This is a genomic window from Psychrobacter sp. AOP5-GZ1-6, from assembly GCF_052376345.1.
GTDB lineage: Bacteria > Pseudomonadota > Gammaproteobacteria > Pseudomonadales > Moraxellaceae > Psychrobacter.
Genome location: NZ_JBQSVP010000007.1, coordinates 33,110 through 55,010 on the forward strand (window position 1 = coordinate 33,110; position 21,901 = coordinate 55,010).

Genomic DNA, 21,901 nt, shown 5'->3' on the forward strand with positions numbered 1-21,901 from the left:
ATCGTTTTTACTATAACCACTTTATATTGTTTTTTTATTATCACACCTTCTTATTACCACTACTTAAGGATATCAAATGCTCGCTGCCGCCGCCGGCTCACCAAATTTAATGTTACAAGCTACAATCTTCTTAGGAGCCGCCCTGCTCTTTGTACCCCTTGGTAAACGATTTGGTATTGCGACGGTCTTAGGTTATCTCATTACAGGTCTCATATTAGGCCCCAGTGGCTTAGATGTAGCGGGTGATGCTGAGAGCTTATTACACTTTTCTGAGTTTGGTGTGGTTATGCTGCTATTTATCATTGGTCTTGAGCTTCAACCCTCACGACTATGGGCATTACGGCGCTCTATATTTGTACTTGGTGGATTGCAAGTCGGCCTAACTGGCTCACTTCTGATGTTACTTTTGCATCAGTTTTTTTCCTTACAGCTAGACACTGCTTTTATTGTCGGATTTGGTCTGGCTCTCTCTTCTACTGCTTTTGTACTGCAGATATTAACTGAAAAACAGCAGCTTGCAAGCACGCATGGTCGAGAAGCCTTCACTATCTTATTATTCCAAGATATTGCCGTTATCCCCTTATTAGCCGTCATTCCTTTTTTATCAGGAGTGCGTGAACAAAGCTACGACTTGATTTATTTTGGTAAAGTATTTGCCGTATTTGCTGGGCTGATTTTTGCTAGTCGCTATGTTGTTCGACCCTTCTTTAAATTTGTGGCATCAAGTGGTGCATCAGAACTACTAACTGCAGTCGCTCTATTTATTGTGATGGGTGTGTCTATTTTAATGGGTCAAATCGGGCTATCGATGGCATTAGGTGCATTCTTAACGGGTGTCTTGTTAGCAGATTCCGAATATCGTCACGAACTAGAAGCCAGTATTGAACCTTTCAAAGGACTTTTATTGGGCTTGTTTTTTATGTCGGTTGGTATGCTGACCGATGTCAACCTCATTTTAGCCAAGCCAGTCTTTATTATCGGCTGTGCAGTGGCATTAATATTTATCAAGTTTGGTGTTATTACCTTAATTGCAAAAGTATTAGGCAATCGCTGGCCAACCAGCTTTAGGCTAGGTGTGACACTCGCACAAGGGGGTGAATTTGCTTTTGTCTTATTCAGTGTCGCCACTGCACAAAATGTCCTGCGTCCTGAGCTTGCCAACACCCTAAACCTGATTGTTACCATCTCAATGGCGCTCACACCACTGGCATTTTTATTATTAGAAAAAATCGGTGAGCCCTTATTTGCCAAGAGCAAACCAAACCGCGAATACGATACGATTCCAGATCATGAGCATCAAGTCATTATTGCCGGTTTTGGCCGTGTCGGTCAGATCATCGGTCGTGTACTACGGATGCATGATATTGAATTCACCGCTATTGAACGCTCTGCAAACCGAGTAGACTTCGTCCGTAAGTTCGGTAACCAAGTTTACTATGGTGACCCAAAGAATCCTGAAATCTTACGCGCCGCTGGCATCCAAAAAGCACGTGTGTTTATTCTCGCTATCGATGATCTAGAACGCTCTATCACTACCGCTCAATACTTACGCAAAAACTATCCAGATATAATTATCTTGGCACGAGCGCGTGATCGCCAGCATTATTATCGCTTACGTGAAGTGGGTGTGCGCCATATTTGGCGTGAGACTTATTTGTCTTCTTTAGATATGTCACGTGAATCACTACAACTACTTGGTATCTCTCCAGAAAAAGCACGCGAGACAGTGCAAACGTTCCGCGACTATGATGATGACTTGATTGAACGTCAGCAAGCCATTTATGATGATGAAGCCAGCATGATTGAATCGGCACAATCAGCCATGGCAGAGCTTGAAAGCTTATTTGATGAAGACATTGGTAAAGCACGAAAAATGGACTTAACTGACTTTTATGACGCATTAAAGAGCCAAGCAACACCAGTCGATGAAAAAGATGATATCGTAACAGACGCTAAAAAATAATAGCGTGAAGCCCTAGTCAGGCAAGCAGCTTGGCGGGGCTTTCTGGCTGTTCAGCGACGTCATACAGCTCCAATTTTCGCTGTCTGGTACATGGTAAAACACCAATGTCTGATCATTCAGATAGCGTATCGGAAACTTGATGTTCTGGATCGTCGCAATCACGGCACAATCTGTTTCTACTCCAGCAGTCGTGGTATTAATATCAATACTTACTTGCTCAGTTTCCATATCCAAAGGCAAATCAACCGGACATTCTCCTGTTTTCTGATAGAGCAATGCTACACGATTTTGTGTCGTTTTAACCGTGTCATAAGCATCAAATACCACTTCATTCGCTTTTGGCTTAGCGACAATCGGTAAAAACTGCACCTTAATCACCATCAAGGTAAAAGCAAAAAAACCAAACCCCAAACCTAAACCAAACAAACTCACGCCACCCTCTCGTCTCAGGTGTGATTTCTGAGCAGCTTCATCTCTCGGATAATCCTCGATAGCATCCGCAATCTCACGTCGGGCCATTCGATAATAATAAGCATCCGTCCAACGTGCGACCATAAATGACCAAAATATCCAGATAATTGCAGCAATACCGATACGCGTAGCCATTTGATAAGCATTGGGAATATAAGACATTGCCACAAACTCAAAAGCCACCAATACCAATGCAACATTAAGCTGAATAAAAGACCAACCTGCCACACTATATACAATGGCATCCATATATCGTTTACGGTAGAGTAGCCACGGAAACGTCATAAAAAATGCTGCCCAGTGCCACTTTGGTGACAGATAGCCTTGCTTATCAAACTGCTCAAAGCGTTTCAAATAATAGTGCTGGCTACGATGACCAATAAACCATTTATCGAGTTGTTGACGCTTAGCAGAAGACAGCTTGTCCTGATAAAACGGTGGTGGCGAATCTGTCTCAATAAATAACATAGTGATAAGCCTTACTTGCTATAAATAAAAAATAAAATCAATTAGGGCATACTTGATCGTTCGACCATGGCAGTACCTATTTGTGAATAGTCAACACGCCCTAGAACTATTATATGATAATGCTAAAACCTGCGCATAAAACAATAAAACGGTAGCAAAATAGTGTACTCAATCGTCTAGATATGTACACTTGATTAAAAGAGTATTGTCCGTTCACAGGCGTATCGATTTAACTTATAATGAGCGTACCTCACCCATTCTATTAAGCCTTGTCAAACCTATGAGTCAACATCCTAATATGAACGATAACATCGATAGTACCAATACTACTGATGATACAGTAGCCTCTAGTACCAATACTGAAGAAAGCAAACATATTCGTATCGTCAATACGTTTATGAAACGACGTACGCACATGAATAAAAACGCCGAATTGGCACTGACCGATCCAGCATTTGCTGAATATTTGGTCAATAACAGTTTTGGTGATGGCGATCTAGAAGGTATCCATAACCTAAGAACGCTATTCACTGATAGCCCTAATGGTAGTGACGCACCACTTACTCTAGAGATTGGTTTTGGGCTCGGCGATTCATTTATAGAAATGGCAGCAGCAGAGCCCACTCGCAATTTTGTGGGCGTTGAAGTACATGAACCTGGTATTGGTAAATGCGCTTATATGGCAGGTACTCAAAACTTACATAATGTTAAAATCATTAACGGTGATGCCATTCAATTGCTCAAGCAGTTACCAGAAAACCATATCGATCGTATTCAGCTTTATTTCCCTGACCCATGGCAAAAAAAGCGCCACTATAAACGCCGCTTTGTCAGCCCTGAGCGCATGGCGATTGTCACGCGTAGCTTAAAACAAGGTGGTTGGTTCCATACAGCGACAGACTGGGAACATTATGCTTTTTGGATGGTTGAAGTATTAGATGCGTTTTCGGGGTTAACCAATCAAGCTGGTGCAGGTAACTTTACTGACCGCCCTGACTTTCGTCCAATGACCAAATTTGAGCGTCGAGGTCTAGAGCGTGGACATGGCGTATGGGATTTAATCTATATCAAAGACTAGGGGCTGTATAGAATTGAGAAAACATTGAAAAAAATAAGCAACACCTTACTCTAATGTTTACCACAACAAAGAAACAAGGCGTCACTTATGGCTCGCACCAAGCTCAACGATGAACATTGGCACAAGCTATTTATTATATTGCGACAAATTAACGTATATAACAAGCCCAATCTAAGACGTACCGTTGAAGGCATGTTGTACCGCATACGAGTAGGCTGTCCATGGCGAGACTTACCTTCTTATTTCGGTCATTGGTCTAGCATATATCATCAATACCGTTATTGGCGTAAAACCGGTAAATGGCAAAAGCTCATGAAAATAATCACAGCAAACTATGATAGTGAATGGTTATTTATAGACGGTAGCGTGGTCAAAGCTCATCAGCATAGTACAGGCGCCGCCAGTCATCTTGATGAGGCCATTGGTAAAAGTGTTGCAGGTAATAGCAGCAAACTGCACTTAGTGGTCGATGCTTGTGGTAACCCTATACATGTTGAGCTGTCAGGTGGGCAAGTACATGACTCTAAGATGGCAAAGACGTTGATAGATAGCACGATTAATAACCAGACTAAAGCGGTGATTGCAGACAGGGGCTACGATAGTAGCGATATTAGAGAGTGTATCTTCACGCACTGTGCTCAGTCAGTCATACCTGTTAAGTCGAACTCTAAAAGCTGTAACGACACACTAGATTGGTATTTGTATCGTTGCCGTCATTTGGTAGAAAACGCTTTTGCTAGATTGAAACATTTTAGGGGCATTGCCACGCGATATGATAAGCTCAAAGATAGCTATGCAGCAGCGGTAATGCTCGCTTGTGTCTTTATCTGGTTGCCCCTGATTTGAATTCTATACACACCCTAATATCAATCGCATACTTTTAATAATATCTAAAGAAGCGGCTAATATATTTAGCCGCTTTTTTAGATTTATAACTCACTATTTACTACTTAACAAAGTCAAATGTGATAAATCCTCAGCGTTAAGCCTTATTTTAAAAGCCTTTATCATTTCTTTGAAAAAAAATTATAAAATATTAGTACGTGAAACATAGTTAATTATGATATGGTTTATTAAAGAATATCTATCCATGCACATGAAAAAATGACATTATCACCTTGCTGCACCCTACTCATAATCCACGCAAACATCGATGCTATAAGGGCTTGGTGAGTTCTCCCCATAACCTGTGGATAACCCTGTGTATAAGTAGCTACTTGACAAGAAATCCCCTAGATAACTTAAAGGATAAGGTAAAATCGTTCATTTTTTATACAATTAAAATATTGATATAAATCAATTACTTATACACAACATACAATCATTAAAAAAAATTTTAATATTTTAAAAAAAATAATTTTATTGTCATCAATGTTTCACAATCAATGAATATCAAGAATTTTTTCGCTGTGAACAACTTCTAAATCTATTGACAAACCCTGCCATTATATAGTTCGAAATTATGGTTGATTTCATAATTTATCTATACGAATCATGACCGATATACGATACGACACCTAGTGTCGCCTATCGTTATTTCACCCTCTAAATACTCACTTTGATTTGTTATAATTATTTCATCTTATGAATAGTGAGTTAAAGAGTATTTTGTCATGAATCTATAAAATCTAGCGAGAAATTTACGTTAGCAGGCTTATTTATGAACTTATTTTTACTTATCTCGCTATTTAATTTTACTGTATAGTAGACTGATATAACTTTATACAAAGTCGTATGTATAACTTGTTTGTCTTAGCTAGGCGATGAACGTTGCTTGCTATTAACGTTTCATACTACTTATTCGGCATTCGACTTAAGCAATATTCAGCACGAATAAATCATTATTTTTATAATACGAATATGTGATGTGCAACACTACAATTGATAACTTTTACTTTATGATTGAACACAAGGAATCTAGTATGGACGACAATAAAGCCAAGGCACTCAAAGCAGCATTAGGTCAAATTGAAAAGCAGTTTGGCAAAAATACGATTATGCATTTAGGCGATGACTCAGTCGCTATGGATGTAGATGCAGTTTCTACAGGATCACTTGGGTTGGACATCGCCCTTGGCATTGGTGGCTTACCAAAAGGGCGTATTATTGAAATCTATGGCCCAGAAAGCTCAGGTAAGACGACCATGACTCTACAAGCTATTGCAGAATGCCAAAAGCAAGGGGGTACCTGTGCCTTTATCGATGCTGAGCATGCACTAGACCCTGTCTATGCACGCAAACTTGGCGTGAACACGGATGAGCTACTACTGTCGCAGCCTGACAACGGCGAACAAGCCCTTGAAATTACCGATATGCTAGTACGCTCTGGTGCTATCGATATGATCGTTATTGACTCGGTGGCAGCATTGACCCCTCGTGCTGAGATCGAAGGCGAGATGGGTGACTCACATATGGGCTTGCAAGCGCGCCTAATGAGCCAAGCACTACGTAAAATCACTGGTAACGCTAAACGCTCTAACTGTATGGTCGTCTTTATTAACCAGATCCGCATGAAAATTGGCGTTATGTTTGGTAGTCCTGAAACCACTACTGGTGGTAATGCGCTGAAGTTCTATGCATCAGTTCGTATGGATATTCGCCGTATTGGCGCAGTTAAAAATGGTGACGAAATTATCGGTAACCAAACCCGTGTCAAAGTTATCAAAAACAAAATGGCACCACCCTTCCGTCAAGCTGAGTTTGAAATCACTTACGGCGAGGGTACCAACCACTTAGCCGAAGTCATTGACTTAGGCGTTGAAATTGGCGCAGTTGGTAAAGCAGGCTCTTGGTATAGCTATGGTGATGAAAAAATCGGTCAAGGTAAGGCCAATTCGGTACTTTTCTTAAAAGAAAACCCGGCAATCGCTCAAGAAATCGAAGATAAGATTCGTGCTGAAAAGCTTGGCTCAAAAAAGAACGCCAAAGATGAAGATGCTGAAGAAGCCAAAGAAAAGTCAGAGGCTAAACCTGCACAATAATATAATATTCAATAATTTCTATCGATTATCATGATTTATTATGAAAATTAAAACCTTAGCTGAAATACTCGCTGAATCAGATTCTGATTCAGCGAGTACCCCTCGTACTAAACCAAAAAAACATACTAAGTTTTCTAAGCAGTCACATAGAGATGAGCCAAAAAAGCCCCGTAAAACTGGTAAACGCTTTGTAAATTCAGATAAAAACCGCTCTAAAACCAATAGATCAACACATAACCTCTCAGCAACTAACCACTTGGAAGATAGTGATTCAGTTATCAATGAGGATATGTCTGACATAGCATCAAACGACTCACCCTCCTCTGCCAACCAAAAAACATCTAAACCAAAAAAGTATAAAAAACGTGAAAAACGCTTCCATCCAGCGGCTAACTTTAGCCCTGAACCTAGCAACGTGCCTGCTTATCAGCAACCAAAAGCACAAAGCATTAAAGAGATGCTAGAAGAAGTTAAGCAGGGTGCTCTTTGTACTGAAGAAGAAGGATGTGATAACAGTGATGGTGATGGCGCTGAAACTGGTACTATTTCTCACCAAGGTGAAACAAATAAACAGACCGACAACCTGCCCGCTGCACTCAAAGCCTATCTACGTACACCTGAACAACGTCAAGCAGAAGTAGATGAAGTTAAAGCCGAAAGCCGGTTACGTTGGCTAGCATTTTATTACTTGTCGCGCCGTGAGTATGGCAAAGCCGAGCTCAAGCAGAAGCTCATTGATAAAGGGCAAGAGCCAGAGAAAATTGATGCGTTGCTCGATGAGTTTGAAGAAAAAGGCTACCAAAGTGATTATCGAACAACATTGATGTTAATCCGTGAAAATATTCGCAAAGGCCGTGGACGCGGTCGTATTAAGCAAGAGTTTTATCGCAAAAGCATTGCTATGCCCAGCAATATTGATGAGCTAATAGATATGGCAAATGCAGAGTCAGATGAGTTTAGTGAGTTTGTAGATGATAGTGATGACAATCTTGTTGAAGGCGTAGACTGGCTAAAACTCGCCGTCATCGCTCGCACTAAGAAGTACGGCGATGGTGTACCGCTCGAACAAAAAGACAAAGCTCGCCAGTTACGGTTTTTACAATACAGGGGGTTTAATACGGACATCTGCTTTGCCGCGCTCAACTATACGTTAGAGACGTTAGATGAGCGCTTTTAATCAGTGTTATGGCTCATCTTAATTGAGTTACTCATTAATAATAGCCAAGCACTTTCCACCAAATTAGACCAGCACCTATCCAAATGACTAAGTTCACCACACTCATAACCGCACCAACACCCCACCACTCTTTTAGTGTCACATAGCCTGAGTTAAAGATAACGGGTGCTGTACCAGTTGCATAATGGGTCAATGTCATCATGATATTGCCTGCCGCAGCTAAGATTAAGGCGTATAACATAGGCGGCGCACCTAATGTCAGACCTACGGCATAAAATGCTGCAAATAGCGCAGTTATATGCGCAGTGGTACTAGCGAAAAAGTAATGGATATACAAATAAACCAAAGTCAAAATTGTTACGGCGCCTATCCAGCCTAAACCAGTTATACCAATTAGAGACTCAATATTGCCTGAGAACCAACTAATCAACCCAAGTTTATTTAAATAAGTCGCCATCATAATCAGGGCACCGAACCATACAATAGTGTCCCATGCTGACTTCTCTTTTAAAATATCATCCCAGGTCAATACGCCTGTCAATATTAATGTCGTCAGACCAACAAAAGCAGTGGTAGTAGCATTAACACTATACTGGTCACCCAAAATCAATGCCGGAATATTTGCCCACAAAATCAACATAAGCGCGAACACACCAAGCATAATTTTCTCTTGTGAGCTTACGTTGCCCATTTCTTTTAGATTGTCTTTAGCAAAATGTTTGGCATCGGGTGTTGCTTTGACCTCAGGCGGGCAAATCATATAGATGACTAACGGCATAACTATCAAGCAGAGCAAACCCGGTATAAACATTGCCACCGCCCACGTTGTCCACGATAACTGAATGTCACCACCTGTCGCTTTATTGACCAACTCTACAACTAAGGGGTTGGGCGCAGTCGCTGTGATAAACATACCAGAAGTAATTGGATTGGCATGGTAATTAACCATAGCCAAGTAGCGACCAATTTTGTTTTGTGTACCTTCCTCTGGAGTTGAATGAAAGCTTTGTGCAATGGACTTCATAATCGGATGAATAATACCACCACCACGCGCCGTATTAGAAGGTGTAATTGGCGCTATCATCAGCTCTGCAGCAGTTAAAGAATAAGCCACACCGATGGTTTTTTTACCAAAAACAGAGATAAAATAGTAAGCAATACGACGACCCAAACCTGTTTTTATCAAACCACGTGATATCATAACTGCAATACCAATCAGCCAAATGAGAGGGCTTGAATAACTTGATAACGCATCACTAATGGCTTGTTTTGGGCTATCACTAGTTACACCTGTGAGTGCCACTAGGGTAACTGCAATAATAGCAATTGCACCAATAGGTAACACCTTCCCTATGATAGCGACGATGGTGGCGATAAATAATGCCAACATATGCCATGCTTCTGGTGTGACACCAGTAGGTACCGGAATAACAAACCAAATTATCAAACCAACTAAAATGGCAATCGCTGCTTGGATAGGCTTAAATGGCATAGGTCAAAATCCTTATGCTATTAAATTATAGCTATTGGAAAACATGCTTTAGCTAACAAGAGCTAAATGCAAAAGTGATGTACTCATACTAATTATTTTATAAGATATATATGTCTAGTGTTCTATTGATTACTGTTTTTAACATATCTCTTTAGATTATAAAATGAGTAGATAATGAAAGTTTTGGATAAACACAGTAAGAGATTGCAGGTATGGGTAATAAAAAAGAGTGCGTCTCATGAGGCACTCTTTTTTATTGCAGTCTTAACTTATGATATTGGTATTTGAAACAGACTATTATTTTCAAACATCTACTCTAAAAACCAATTGAAAAATTTACTTAAAAGCATTCAGCCGACTAGATAGCTGATTGATAATTTGATCAATCTCTTCGTTGGCCTCACCCTCATTATCCAAGTTGCCATTTGGCGTTAGTTGATTCATAACCTCAGGGAGCAACTCTGCAAGACCTTGGCGCACCTCTACATCATTGGTACCTGTATGCGCGGCTACTTTCTGAATTTCATTTTCATCAAATAAACGACTGATGTCATCAGGATCAAGGTTATCGTTGGTTTCTTGACTACTCATCCAAGAACGCGCTTTGCTTTCGTGACCCATCGCAGTGATTTTTGATAATGCACCACTCAAACCGCCATTACGCTTAATCCAGCTGAGCACCATAGGCATAAGTGCCGCGATCAGCATACTTTTCCCGCCCATACTACCTTGCTGCTGCTGATTGCTACCTAACACGCTTCCTAAGATATCTCCCAAACCACTAGCACCGCTACCGCTCTGACCACCAGCAAGACCACCGATGATATCATCTAAACCAAAACCATTATCTGCTTGGCTACTTGGCTTTTGTGTATTATTACTAGTCTGAGCCATTCCACCCAACACGCTACCCAACACACCACCTAAGCCAGCAGTATTGTTTGAACCCGTACTATGATTAACGGTATTACTTTGGTTATCTTCTGGATTCATCGCACTACGGGCGACTTGGCTCACTAAATTACCTAATAAACTCATACACTACTCCTGTTCTGCTCATATTATTTATTGTTAAAAATTTGGGCGTGTCCTCATACTTTATTCAGAAAGACGCAGCTGAAAAAATCCGCCATGTATTAGCAAAATACATTCAGAAAATAGCCCTCTATTATCTTTTAGTAACACTTACATTAGCCAAAATACGCAACTCTCTCCATTGGTCAGCACTTACTTGGTCGCGAAATACAGTTACTGATAAAGAACGCTGATACGGCTCTACGATATTGAATTCAAAACTCATTACCCACCGATAAGCATGCACAGTAACCAATTGTGCCTGCCATAGCTCATCACCATGAGCAGTGCGAATCATCAGCTGCCAACCTTTATCAGTACGCTGACTAAGCGGCGGTTGGCTCATATGCAGCGGCATAGGTCTTGATAATATCAGATAAACAATAACCATCACTGTGACTATCACAATAAGCACATACTGCCACAACATTAACGTAGCAAACCATGCAATTATCATCATCACGCTCGCTAAACCAATATATAGCAGCAAGCGCAAGTAACTGGTAGGCTGAATAGCAGTGTCAATGCGTAGAGATGTCAACGAGGTCATAGTCAAGTACCAGTACAAATATGAAGCTATTATGCAAATCTAAAACTCATACTGCCTGACCAAGTATCAAGCCAAGCTTTTTGTATGACGCCATGTCTTTATTTTATTAACTAAAGCCCATACGTCATCATTTTCTGGACGATCTTGATTGGTAAAATAATCCAACAAGTCAGGGTCTTCGTGCGTCAGCATTTCTGCAAATGTAGCTTGTTCAGCAGCATCTGCGGTTAGGTATAACTCTTTGACATAAGGGTCAATATAAAAATCTAACTCTTTTAGTCCGCGGCGCGCTTGATAAATAATACGACGCTGTTCATTGGTTGGTTCTGGCTGATTGGTCATAAAGCTACCTTTAATGATTAAATTTATTTTTTATATTATATTTAAGCGATGTGCTCATCTAACGCTGGTACTCAGACAGCTGATGCCAGAGCGCAATTGATTGCTGCATCATCGCCACATTATGGGTTCGAATGATACTGGCACCTTGTTGTAACGCAAAAATGCCAGCTGCTGTACCTATCATATCTCGTTCTGCTGCTTGAGTCATCGCAACTGCTTTAACGCCACTGTTGGTTAATACTTCTGCTAAAAAACGCTTGCGTGAAATACCAAACATCATCGGTAAACCAAGTGCCTGTAAGCGGCTCAATTGACTTAGTAATGCGCAGTGATGCTCATAGTTTTTAGCAAAACCAAAACCTGGGTCGATAACCAGTTTGTCACGCTTGACACCGATGCTAGTCACTTCATCAACACGAGCTAATAACTCGGTACTGACATCGTTTATCACATCATTGTACTGTGCCAAACTATTCATTGTTGTGGGCTCACCGCGCATGTGCATGAGCATAACTGGTATATTAAGTTCAGCAGCTAATATGGCGGCACCCTCACGTTTAAGCGCTCTTACATCGTTCCAGATATCAGCACCTGCTTCGAATGCAGCTGCCATGACCGCTGGATTACTGGTATCAATAGACAGCCAAATATCATGACCGAAATTTTTTCGTATAGCTTTGACAACTGGTATAACACGCTTTATCTCATCACTAGTGGCTACCACATCAGCATTTGGACGAGTAGATTCACCACCAATATCAATAATAGTGGCACCTTCCGCTATCATTTGCTGACAATGATCAACTGCCTTATCTATAGCAGTAAACTGTCCTCCATCTGAGAATGAATCTGGTGTAACATTGAGTATGCCCATAATATGCGGCTGCGACAAATCTAAAGTTTTATCACGGCTAGATATTTGGTAAGTGGGTAAAGATTGGAATAGTGACATCAATAATCCATCATAAGTAAATATGTAATGTGGTTTTAATTCTTACTAGGTACTCTCATGATACCAGTAAATCTTATACTGTTCTAAACCCTTAATAAAATGACAGCAATAAAAAAGCCCTTTATGAAAAAGGGCTTTTTTAATTAACGTATTAAATCTAACTTCAATGTCTGTAAACTTACATCGCAGGTAATGGCGGCGGTGTTGGGCCTGTCGTTTTCACATCATTTTTTGACAGATTTACTTCATTGGGCTGATAGACTCTTGGTGGGCGTGGCTCTTCACCTGCTAATATATCTTGCAACTGATCACGGTCAATCGTTTCCCACTTCATCAATGCCTCAACCATAGCATGCATTTTCTCTTGGTTACCTTCGATAAGCTCACGAGCGATATCATACTGCTCTTCTAGCATACGACGTACTTCTTCATCCACTTTTTGCTGTGTGGCTTCAGAAATCGTACGATTACTAGAGCCAAAATAGCCCTGTGAACTATCTTCATCTTCGTACACCATAACACCAAGTGCATCAGACATACCATATTTGGTAACCATAGCTCGCGCCATTTTGGTTGCACGTTCAAAGTCGTTTGAGGCACCCGTTGACATCTGATTGATAAAGACTTCTTCAGCGATACGACCACCGAATAAGATTGCAATATCATTTAACATCTTAGATTTATACATGCTAGTTTGATCATGCTCAGGCAACTGCCAAGTAACACCAAGAGCAAAACCACGCGGCATAATCGTTACTTTATGTACCGGATCTGTGCCAGGTAGCAACTCAGCGACTAAGGCATGACCTGACTCATGATAAGCTGTTGCACGGCGCTCTTCTTCACGTATAACCATAGACTTACGCTCAGGACCCATATAAAGCTTGTCTTTCGCATCTTCAAAGTCATTCATATCGACACTAGTCTTGTTGCGACGCGCCGCAAACAGTGCTGCTTCGTTAACCAAGTTGGCTAGCTGTGCACCACTGAATCCAGGTGTGCCACGAGCAAGTGCATTGGCGTCCACACCAATAGTGTTTGGTAGCTTCCTCAAGTGGACTTTTAAGATTTGCTCACGGCCTTTGATATCTGGCAAGCCAACTTGTACCTGACGATCAAAACGACCTGGACGTAGCAATGCTTTATCAAGAACGTCTGCACGGTTAGTCGCGGCAATTACAATAACGCCTTCATTACCTTCAAAGCCATCCATCTCAACCAATAGTTGGTTCAGCGTCTGCTCACGCTCATCATTACCGCCACCCATACCAGAGCCACGATGACGACCGACTGCGTCAATCTCATCAATAAAAATGATACATGGTGCGCTTTTTTTCGCTTGTTCAAACATGTCACGTACACGAGATGCACCAACACCAACAAACATCTCAACAAAGTCAGAGCCTGAAATTGAGAAAAATGGTACTTTAGCCTCACCAGCAATGGCTCGTGCCAATAGTGTCTTACCAGTACCAGGTGGGCCTACCATCAAAATACCACGTGGAATGGTTGCACCAAGTTTGGTAAATTTATCTGGATCACGTAAAAAGTCAACGACCTCTACCACTTCTTCTTTGGCTTCTTCACAACCAGCTACATCTTCAAAATCGACATTAATCTGGTCTTCAGTCAGCATTTTAGCTTTAGATTTACCAAAGCTCATTGGGCCGCCACCTTTGCCGCCAGCACCACCTTGCATATTACGCATGAAGAATAAGAACAGTCCGATGATCAATAGAATCGGGAAACTGGCGATCAGTAGTTGCATCAATACGCTTTGACGCTTTGGTGCAGTCCCTTGAACTTCGACTTGGTTTTCACGCAGCAATGGCATAAGCTCGTCATCTGACACAGCAGGTCTAATGGTCTCAAAAGATGAACCATTTTTCTTCTCGCCAGTGATCTCTTCACCGTCGATTTCAACACTGGCTACTTGGTTTTCTGACACAGCGGTCACAAACTCAGAGTAGTTAAGGCTATCCGGCTCAGATGATTGATCAAAGCCGCTAAACACCAGTACTAAAACGCCGATTACCACCAGCCACAATAAGGTATTTTTTACCATGTCGCTCACTAGTTATTCCCATCCCTTACTTATTGGTGTGTTTATTAAACACGTGACGTCTATAAACGTAATACTCATTTTTGATAACTTTTTCAACACTAGAATCTTATGACCCATAACTTATGCATATTAAACTATTTATCAAAACAGATATAACATATGATAAATATCAATAACATATGACTCTATCATAGATGAGCTTATCAAGCGCTTATTGTCAGACGACTTTGCCTAAAACAAAGTTAATATACCATGATATGTGGTACTAACCTGCATAATTCAAGCAGATTTCACTATTATTCAATCAACGATTGTAATGAGTTTAATATATCAATTAGATATATTTTATGGTGACACAATATCTCATTTGCAATAGTAGTAACTCATCGCAGTCCAAACTACTTAATAGCTACCCAAAACATCTCTTTTGATCGTGGTCGTGAAGCGCCTGGTTTGATACTACGAATTTTACTAAAATCATGCTGCATCTGCTTGCGTAATTCTTGCGTTCCTTCACCTTGAAACACTTTCATAATAAGCGCGCCACCTTCTGGTAAGGTTGCTAAAGCAAAGTCCACTGCCAATTCACATAAGTACATCATACGTGGTTGATCGATAGCACTGTTACCGGCTGTATTCGGTGCCATATCAGACAACACCACATCAACTTGTCTATCACCAACCTCTGCCATGATGTTATCAAACACCTCTGCTTCACGAAAGTCGCCTTGAATAAAGGTAACATCAGGCAACGTATCCATAGCCAAAATATCAGAAGCAATCAAGATGCCTTGCTCGCCTACCAACTGACCAGCTACTTGCGACCAACTACCAGGAGCACTACCTAAATCTACGACTGTCATACCTTTTTTAATCAGGTTAGTTTTTTCATTGATCTCTAATAATTTATAAGCAGCACGGGCACGATAGCCTTCTTTTTGAGCCTTTTGCACATAATGGTCATCAATATGCTCTTTCATCCAAGCGCTGCTACTCTTTGACAGCTTTTTATTTTCGATACGCGTGGCCAAAATACCTGCTCCTATTACATTACAAAACATGAATACATATTCATTCAATAGCCATTCATTTATCAAATAGATTTTTTAGATGAGCTCAATGATTTTAAAGCAATCATCAATCAGGTCATAAACTTATTTTATAGTGTCAAACTGATCAAATTCTATGGGTTAAAACACTGTTTTATAAGACAGTAGCGTTTATAATGTGACTAAATATTTAGTTTAACATTTTCATCACGTAAAATCGTGCAAAATCCTGCTGATATCATGCAATCTGACTATAGATTATCTATAATGGTCACCAACTGCTTTTAATAGCACTGTCTTTTATTTTTACCAACACCTAGGAACTCTATGCAACTCGATAATGCTACAATCAAACGCCTAAGAGGCATTGGTCACGAACTCAAACCAATTGTGATGATTGGCAATAAAGGTATCACTCCGACCATTACTGAAGAAATCGATCGCGCTTTATCGGATCATGAACTTATTAAAGTAAAGCTGCCAGCAGGAACAAAAGAAGAGCGTGACATCGTGGGAGCTGAACTTGCAGCAGCAGCGAATGCGTCTTTGGTTCACTCTATCGGTCGTATGGCATTGTTATTACGCCAAAACCCAAATGCCAACCCGAAACTGTCTAACCTCGCACGTCACGCGTAGTATTTCTTTTATATCCACTTAATGTGCATTTTACTATCCTAAATGATTTATAAGACAGATAAATCATTTAGGTAGTACATAAAAGCCGCGATGCAATTTTGCTCGCGGCTTTTATGCTATATATATATATCCTATTTCATACTTATCGCTTACCCTAAATAGAATTTTTTATAAAAATGAAAGCAGTTAGCAGATAAGATATTTTATGATTCTTATTTTTAAATGTTGGACGTTATCAAATTATGAGCCAAACTTTTCATTTATGCTTAGCAAATGACACAATAGTAGCTGATGCAAAACAGCTTAATAGCACTATAGATGAACTAAAAAATATTCGTATTGCTGTTAGCCTTACAGTGATCCACCAACCAGTAATGTGTTTACAGTTTAATTATCAAATTAGCTTACCTACTCCATCTTTGATAAGCCAACTCAACTGGCCAACCTGGAAGGTAGAGCAAGTTGGCTTTGCTGACTACTTATGGGAGGAGACTTGCCTTGAGTGCTTTATCGCTGGCGATCTAATTAATAATAATCGTATAGATAAAAACACATCACCCTATATTGAAATCAATGCCAGTCCAGACGGTCGTTATGCACTTTATCAATTTGAAAGCTACCGCAAGCCCGTAATTCTGCCACCTACGCCTCTGATGCTAACAGACAATAAAACACGTGCTTCTATTGATTGGAGCGGCTATATCAAACCAGCCATAACCCTAACACAAACTAAGACATCTGAACCTTCATCGAAAACCTCCAAACCTATTGATTTTGAACAAAGCTTCAATATACCTATAACCCAAGTATCTAATAACAAATATGCCATGTATGGCACGCCTATCGAGTACATACACCCCTGTGTTATTTTATGGCTAAATAAAACTGCTCTATACTTTGCAGTCTCTCATCCGACACCGCCTGATTTTCATAATTGCCATTACTGGTCAAAAGGTGAAATTTAACTCGGCTAGGCTGTACTCTCATTCGAATAATGGTTGTAACAACTAGGACACATCTTAGGTTATTAAAACCACCTTTTCTAATCAATACTCAAGCAACAAAAAGCCTAACACTCTCAATTAAAACCTGCTACTCAAAATAAAAAACTCAGTAATGTTATAAACAACATTACTGAGTCTAGAGAAAGTGTTCAATTGAATACACTCATATGCGTAGCTAACTGACTACTAACTATTTGTCAGCCATAGCAAGATAGATACCACGATTTGATGCATCATCAACGTATTTTGAATCACGCCATGTCGTATAATTATGATGACCACTGTATGGGCTTATACTGTTTTGACGGAAGTCAGATACCCAGTCATTACCATCAAATATTTGAATATGACCATGTGGACGTCTTGAGGTTCGATCGTAAACAACCACATCACCGACTTGTGGTTGCGTATCGTTACTAATTTTAGTAAAACCAGCTTGCGCTAGCGTGCCACGAGAGGCGTATTGATAGGCTGAAGGATTAGGCGTAAATTCATAACCAGCTGATTGCAGTGCTTTACGTACATAACGAGCACAATAACCAGAACTTCTAGATAAAGCAGCTCGCGATGCATTTGCTGCTGCAATAGCAGGCGCTGAATAACGATCAGGAACAAGACTTGCTTGCTGCTGACGCTGCTCATAAGACAAACGGCTGGTCAACGAAGCAAGCTGATATTCTTTTTGCTTAGCATGTGCGCTTAAACTATCGATGGCTTGGCTGATCTCATCATTACTATATACATGAGCACCACTTTTAGTGCTATAGATGTTGCTACTAGAAGCGTAGTTCGCAGTAGGAACAGTGGATCTACTATGACTCAAGGTATTATTTGGCTGAAAGGTGGTTTCGACAGCACCATTTGCCTGTGCTATACCCATTCCCAATACTGACAAAATTAATAAAGCTTGTTTCATAAATTTACTACCTATTGTTAATACCAGACCGCTCGTCATCCATAACGAAGCATCAATTAAGTTAGGAGGATATAATCATTAAACAAACATGATAAAATCCTAATTACAACATTTCGCTCTTTCTTCTGTAATGACTAATACAGATATAAATATCTGACTAGTCAGCTCTCACACAAATCGTTTAACATATATCTCTTTAGCATATCTGTTATGAGTATCGATTTTGTCACCTATTAGATGAGTCATTACGATGTCAAAAAAACAACCTAATCGGCTTGCCCAGCTTATCGATCACCAAGCTTTTGCTGGTAGCGCACTACCTCAAACACTTGCTGATAATATGCGTCTATATATACAAACGACCAATGAGGTAAAAGAGCTATTGGTAGACTGTCTACCTGAGGAAATCCTCAATACCTGTTGGGTCGTAGGTTTCACTTCTGAACAGTTAATACTCAGTGTTGGCTCAATAACTGCTGCGAATCACATCCGTTATCTACAAAATGCTTATTTGCAAGTACTAACAGAGCAATCAATTACATTTAAACAACTCAAAAAAATCCGCGTCGTAGTCGTTAGTAAATCGAATAATAATCACTCATCTAAGCAAGCATCAACACTCTCAACAGAATTTTCTAAGGCTGATAAAGCTAATGAAAATCAGGTGCTTAGCCAAAACATAAAACGGACTATATCACAGGCTGCAGAGCATGTCACCACTGATGAAAACCTCAAAAAAGCACTATTACGCTTAGCAAAACATTAAAAAGACTCGGCTGTTTAATGTAAAGTTATGTAAATAAGAATGTAAAAATCGAATAAAAACAATGGAAGTTTGTAATGGAGCAAATAAAAAAAATCATCTGTTGGCTCTATTCATAATATGAATAGAGCCAACAGATGATTTAAAAACTATCTACAGCTTTTGCATACTCTAGCTTAGAGTAAAGCTATCAAAATAATATTGAGTGTGTATTCATATTTTTTAATATTATAAAGATGTAATTATAGACGCCGTATGTAATATTGCGTCAATGTTTCGATACTTCCTGTATATTCCCCTCTTCACGCTTCAACAACTAGCCCTTTCATCGGTAAATATTCAATAGGACAGGTTACATTGTCATCAAAAGTTACAATTTCAAAGTTATCATGGTTAGATAAAATCTCTCGCACCAATAAGTTATTTAACGCATGACCAGATTTGTAAGCGTTAAAACGACCTATAATTGGATAACCAATCAAATATAAATCACCCAAGGCGTCTAAAATTTTATGGCGAACAAACTCATCATTAAAACGCAAACCTTCTTCGTTAAGAATGTTTGCCTCATCAATAACAATAGCATTGTCCATACTGCCACCCAATGCCAAGTTATTCTGACGTAGTGCTTCAATATCACGTAAAAAACCAAAAGTACGTGCCGAGCTCAATTGCTCAATGAAGTTTTGCGTAGAAAACTGTAGTTGTGCATGTTGAAAGTCTTTATCGATGGCAGGATGATCAAAATCAATTTCAAAATTCAACTCAAACCCTTCATAAGGGCGCAACTCTGCCCATTTATCATCCACTTTCACTCGTACTGGTCGTACAATCTTAATGAACTTTTTTGCAGCTTCTTGTTCACACAACCCAGCATCAAGTAACAGTGCAACGAAAGGCGCTGCACTACCATCCATAATAGGTATTTCAGCGGCAGAAACACGGATTAAAAGATTATCGACTCCAAGTCCAGCAATCGCACTCAGCAAATGCTCGACCGTACCAACCCGTGTACCACCAAATACAAGATTAGAGGACATCATGGTATCTTGTACCAAAAAAGCACTGGCTGGAATAGCTTGACTGCCTTCGATATCAGAACGCTCGAAAACAATACCAGTATTCACTGGCTGTGGATGAAACTCCAAGTCAACAGGCTGACCACTATGAAGACCTGTACCTGTCACAGCTATCGCAGTTTTTATAGTTCTTTGGTTCATGACTGTCTTCTCACATATTTTGTTACAATTGCCATAGTGTACCATTACAGACCACTAGTTCGCCACAGTTAAAACCTGCTATTTTTCTTATCTCCTTGATTGATAACACTTATCACACCAAGCTGAAACTATTTTCATGATCTAAAAACATAATTATTCCTATGTATGTAGCCATATTAAAGTCGATATTTATTATCGAGATATGTCTTATGCTACTACTCGTTAATAATTAGTGGTTCTTAAAATGCTACCTCTATAGTCAAAGAAATCTAAAATGGGTACAAGGTAATCGACTACAGATTGTACAGGTAATATATCTAAGAAGGTATAACACCCTAGCAACTTAGTAGTTCACCGACTATATCTATTACAAGGATCATAGAATAACGCTTTTGCAAACAGATATACTTTATCTATAACCACAAAAAAGCCAGCGATTAACGCTGGCTTTTGCAGTTCATGATACCTAAAAATACTATTTATTTTGTTGGCGTTTTAGATAATCTTGAATACTGTTGGTTTTAGTTTTAGGCTGCTCTTGTGATGGGTTCGAACGAACAGTACTATCTTGATACATCTTAGCTTGAGACTGTTTTTGGCTATTTAGCGCACTGGTATGCAAGTTAGGATCAACTGGCTGAGTACTGTTCACAGAAGGTACAACTTGTTCCGCTACTTCAGGATCCTTACCGGCGTTTTCATCTAAAGTCAAACCTGTTGCAATAACAGTCACATGTAAATCATCACCCATTTTTTCATCAATGACTGAACCATAAAAAATATGAGCATCATCAATATCAGTAATCTCTTCCACTATTATGCTGATTTTGCTCATTTCATCTAGCGATAACGACTCAGAAGAAATAACGTTAACCAATAGACCCTTAGCATTCTCTAAACGCAAATCATCAAGTAATGGTGATCTGATGGCTTTTTCCGTCGCTTGACGTGCACGATCGTCCCCACTTGCACGGCCAATACCCATCATTGCATGACCTTTAGCAGTCATCGCAGTACGAATATCGTTGAAATCGATATTAATCATACCTTCGCTAGCGATGGTTTCAGCAATACCTTGCACCGCATGCAGTAGTACATCATCCGCTTTTTTAAACGCGTCTTGCATAGAAATATTGCCGTACACACTCATTAATTTATCATTTGGAATAGTAATGATAGAGTCAACGAAGTTAGTTAGCTGCTCGATACCGGCTTTCGCCGCCTTGATACGCTTACCGCCTTCAAATTTAAATGGTGTGGTCACAACCGCTACCGTCAATACTTCCATTTCCTTAGCAATACGAGCAACCACTGGTGCTGCACCTGTACCTGTACCGCCACCCATACCAGCCGTAATAAACACCATATCTGAATGTTCGAGTAATGCACGGATAGATTCTTCTTCGCTTTCTGCCGCTTCACGACCAACTTCTGGGTTTGCACCTGCACCTAGACCACGGTTGGTTTTTGCACCCAGCTGTAGTTTATGCGGCGCAGTTAGACGATCAAGTGCTTGTTTGTCCGTATTGGCACAAACAAACGTTACACCTCTAATTCCTTGTTGTACCATATGTTCAACTGCATTACCGCCACCGCCGCCAACACCGAATACAGTGAAGCTCGCTTGGCCGTTATTTTGAAGCTGGTTATCATCTGGCATGGTGTATTTTGACATAAAAAAGATTCTCCAGTTGCAGATA

Annotated in this window: 19 protein-coding genes; 8 read left to right on the forward strand and 11 right to left on the reverse strand. The window is 40.1% G+C overall.

Going from position 1 to position 21,901, the window contains the following annotated elements; genetic code table 11:
* Positions 1-76: 76 nt before the first annotated feature.
* Positions 77-1,963, forward strand: a complete 1,887-nt coding sequence (locus tag ACT3RN_RS02215) for a monovalent cation:proton antiporter-2 (CPA2) family protein (protein WP_192519757.1) — start codon at positions 77-79, stop codon at positions 1,961-1,963.
* A gap of 12 nt (positions 1,964-1,975) precedes the next feature.
* Here the strand turns inward: ACT3RN_RS02215 and ACT3RN_RS02220 are convergent, their stop codons facing one another.
* On the reverse strand, positions 1,976-2,902 hold the full coding sequence (locus ACT3RN_RS02220) for a DUF2628 domain-containing protein (RefSeq protein WP_192519758.1): 927 nt from the start codon (positions 2,900-2,902) through the stop codon (positions 1,976-1,978).
* A 280-nt stretch (positions 2,903-3,182) separates the two neighbouring features.
* On the opposite strand from ACT3RN_RS02220, the gene trmB reads away from it, so the two are divergent.
* From trmB to ACT3RN_RS02240, 4 genes are all read left to right on the forward strand, one after another.
* On the forward strand, positions 3,183-3,980 hold the full coding sequence (gene trmB / locus ACT3RN_RS02225) for a tRNA (guanosine(46)-N7)-methyltransferase TrmB (RefSeq protein WP_192519766.1): 798 nt from the start codon (positions 3,183-3,185) through the stop codon (positions 3,978-3,980).
* 87 nt (positions 3,981-4,067) lie between these two features.
* On the forward strand, positions 4,068-4,826 hold the full coding sequence (locus tag ACT3RN_RS02230) for an IS5 family transposase (RefSeq protein WP_444518446.1): 759 nt from the start codon (positions 4,068-4,070) through the stop codon (positions 4,824-4,826).
* Positions 4,827-5,902: 1,076 nt separating this feature from the next.
* Entirely contained in the window at positions 5,903-6,961 is a 1,059-nt protein-coding gene (recA, locus tag ACT3RN_RS02235; protein ID WP_192519759.1) for a recombinase RecA, read from the forward strand.
* A gap of 40 nt (positions 6,962-7,001) precedes the next feature.
* Positions 7,002-8,138 carry a regulatory protein RecX gene (locus ACT3RN_RS02240; RefSeq protein ID WP_192992067.1) on the forward strand — a complete coding sequence of 379 codons (1,137 nt, stop codon included), beginning with the start codon at positions 7,002-7,004 and terminating at the stop codon, positions 8,136-8,138.
* Positions 8,139-8,172: 34 nt separating this feature from the next.
* Here ACT3RN_RS02240 and ACT3RN_RS02245 read toward each other — a convergent pair whose 3' ends face one another.
* The 7 genes from ACT3RN_RS02245 to ACT3RN_RS02275 form a co-directional block, all read right to left on the reverse strand.
* A complete protein-coding gene (locus ACT3RN_RS02245; RefSeq protein WP_192992066.1) occupies positions 8,173-9,630 on the reverse strand; it encodes an anion permease in 1,458 nt (485 codons plus the stop codon).
* 336 nt (positions 9,631-9,966) lie between these two features.
* Positions 9,967-10,668 carry a YidB family protein gene (locus ACT3RN_RS02250; RefSeq protein WP_192519762.1) on the reverse strand — a complete coding sequence of 234 codons (702 nt, stop codon included), beginning with the start codon at positions 10,666-10,668 and terminating at the stop codon, positions 9,967-9,969.
* A gap of 130 nt (positions 10,669-10,798) precedes the next feature.
* A complete protein-coding gene (locus tag ACT3RN_RS02255) occupies positions 10,799-11,254 on the reverse strand; it encodes a protein YgfX (protein ID WP_192519763.1) in 456 nt (151 codons plus the stop codon).
* A 66-nt stretch (positions 11,255-11,320) separates the two neighbouring features.
* Entirely contained in the window at positions 11,321-11,596 is a 276-nt protein-coding gene (locus ACT3RN_RS02260; RefSeq protein WP_192519764.1) for an FAD assembly factor SdhE, read from the reverse strand.
* Positions 11,597-11,654: 58 nt separating this feature from the next.
* On the reverse strand, positions 11,655-12,548 hold the full coding sequence (gene folP / locus ACT3RN_RS02265; protein WP_192519566.1) for a dihydropteroate synthase: 894 nt from the start codon (positions 12,546-12,548) through the stop codon (positions 11,655-11,657).
* A gap of 178 nt (positions 12,549-12,726) precedes the next feature.
* Complete coding sequence (ftsH, locus tag ACT3RN_RS02270; RefSeq protein ID WP_319020966.1) at positions 12,727-14,622, reverse strand: ATP-dependent zinc metalloprotease FtsH; 1,896 nt, start codon at positions 14,620-14,622, stop codon at positions 12,727-12,729.
* Positions 14,623-15,011: 389 nt separating this feature from the next.
* The gene (locus tag ACT3RN_RS02275) at positions 15,012-15,644 is read right to left on the reverse strand and encodes an RlmE family RNA methyltransferase (protein WP_192519568.1); all 633 of its coding nucleotides are present in this window, start codon (positions 15,642-15,644) and stop codon (positions 15,012-15,014) included.
* A gap of 345 nt (positions 15,645-15,989) precedes the next feature.
* Here ACT3RN_RS02275 and ACT3RN_RS02280 point away from each other — a divergent pair, with 345 nt between their 5' ends.
* On the forward strand, positions 15,990-16,298 hold the full coding sequence (locus ACT3RN_RS02280) for a YhbY family RNA-binding protein (protein WP_192519565.1): 309 nt from the start codon (positions 15,990-15,992) through the stop codon (positions 16,296-16,298).
* Positions 16,299-16,540: 242 nt separating this feature from the next.
* Complete coding sequence (locus ACT3RN_RS02285) at positions 16,541-17,263, forward strand: hypothetical protein (protein WP_192992065.1); 723 nt, start codon at positions 16,541-16,543, stop codon at positions 17,261-17,263.
* Between the two features lie 229 nt (positions 17,264-17,492).
* Here ACT3RN_RS02285 and ACT3RN_RS02290 read toward each other — a convergent pair whose 3' ends face one another.
* Positions 17,493-18,218, reverse strand: a complete 726-nt coding sequence (locus ACT3RN_RS02290; RefSeq protein ID WP_192519563.1) for a CHAP domain-containing protein — start codon at positions 18,216-18,218, stop codon at positions 17,493-17,495.
* A gap of 250 nt (positions 18,219-18,468) precedes the next feature.
* Between ACT3RN_RS02290 and ACT3RN_RS02295 the strand changes: the two genes are divergently transcribed.
* Complete coding sequence (locus ACT3RN_RS02295; RefSeq protein ID WP_192519562.1) at positions 18,469-18,984, forward strand: hypothetical protein; 516 nt, start codon at positions 18,469-18,471, stop codon at positions 18,982-18,984.
* 299 nt (positions 18,985-19,283) lie between these two features.
* Here the strand turns inward: ACT3RN_RS02295 and lpxC are convergent, their stop codons facing one another.
* Positions 19,284-20,201: a UDP-3-O-acyl-N-acetylglucosamine deacetylase gene (gene lpxC / locus ACT3RN_RS02300; RefSeq protein WP_192992064.1), complete on the reverse strand. Its 918-nt coding sequence runs from the start codon at positions 20,199-20,201 to the stop codon at positions 19,284-19,286.
* A gap of 475 nt (positions 20,202-20,676) precedes the next feature.
* Positions 20,677-21,876 carry a cell division protein FtsZ gene (gene ftsZ / locus ACT3RN_RS02305; RefSeq protein ID WP_192992063.1) on the reverse strand — a complete coding sequence of 400 codons (1,200 nt, stop codon included), beginning with the start codon at positions 21,874-21,876 and terminating at the stop codon, positions 20,677-20,679.
* Positions 21,877-21,901: the final 25 nt, after the last annotated feature.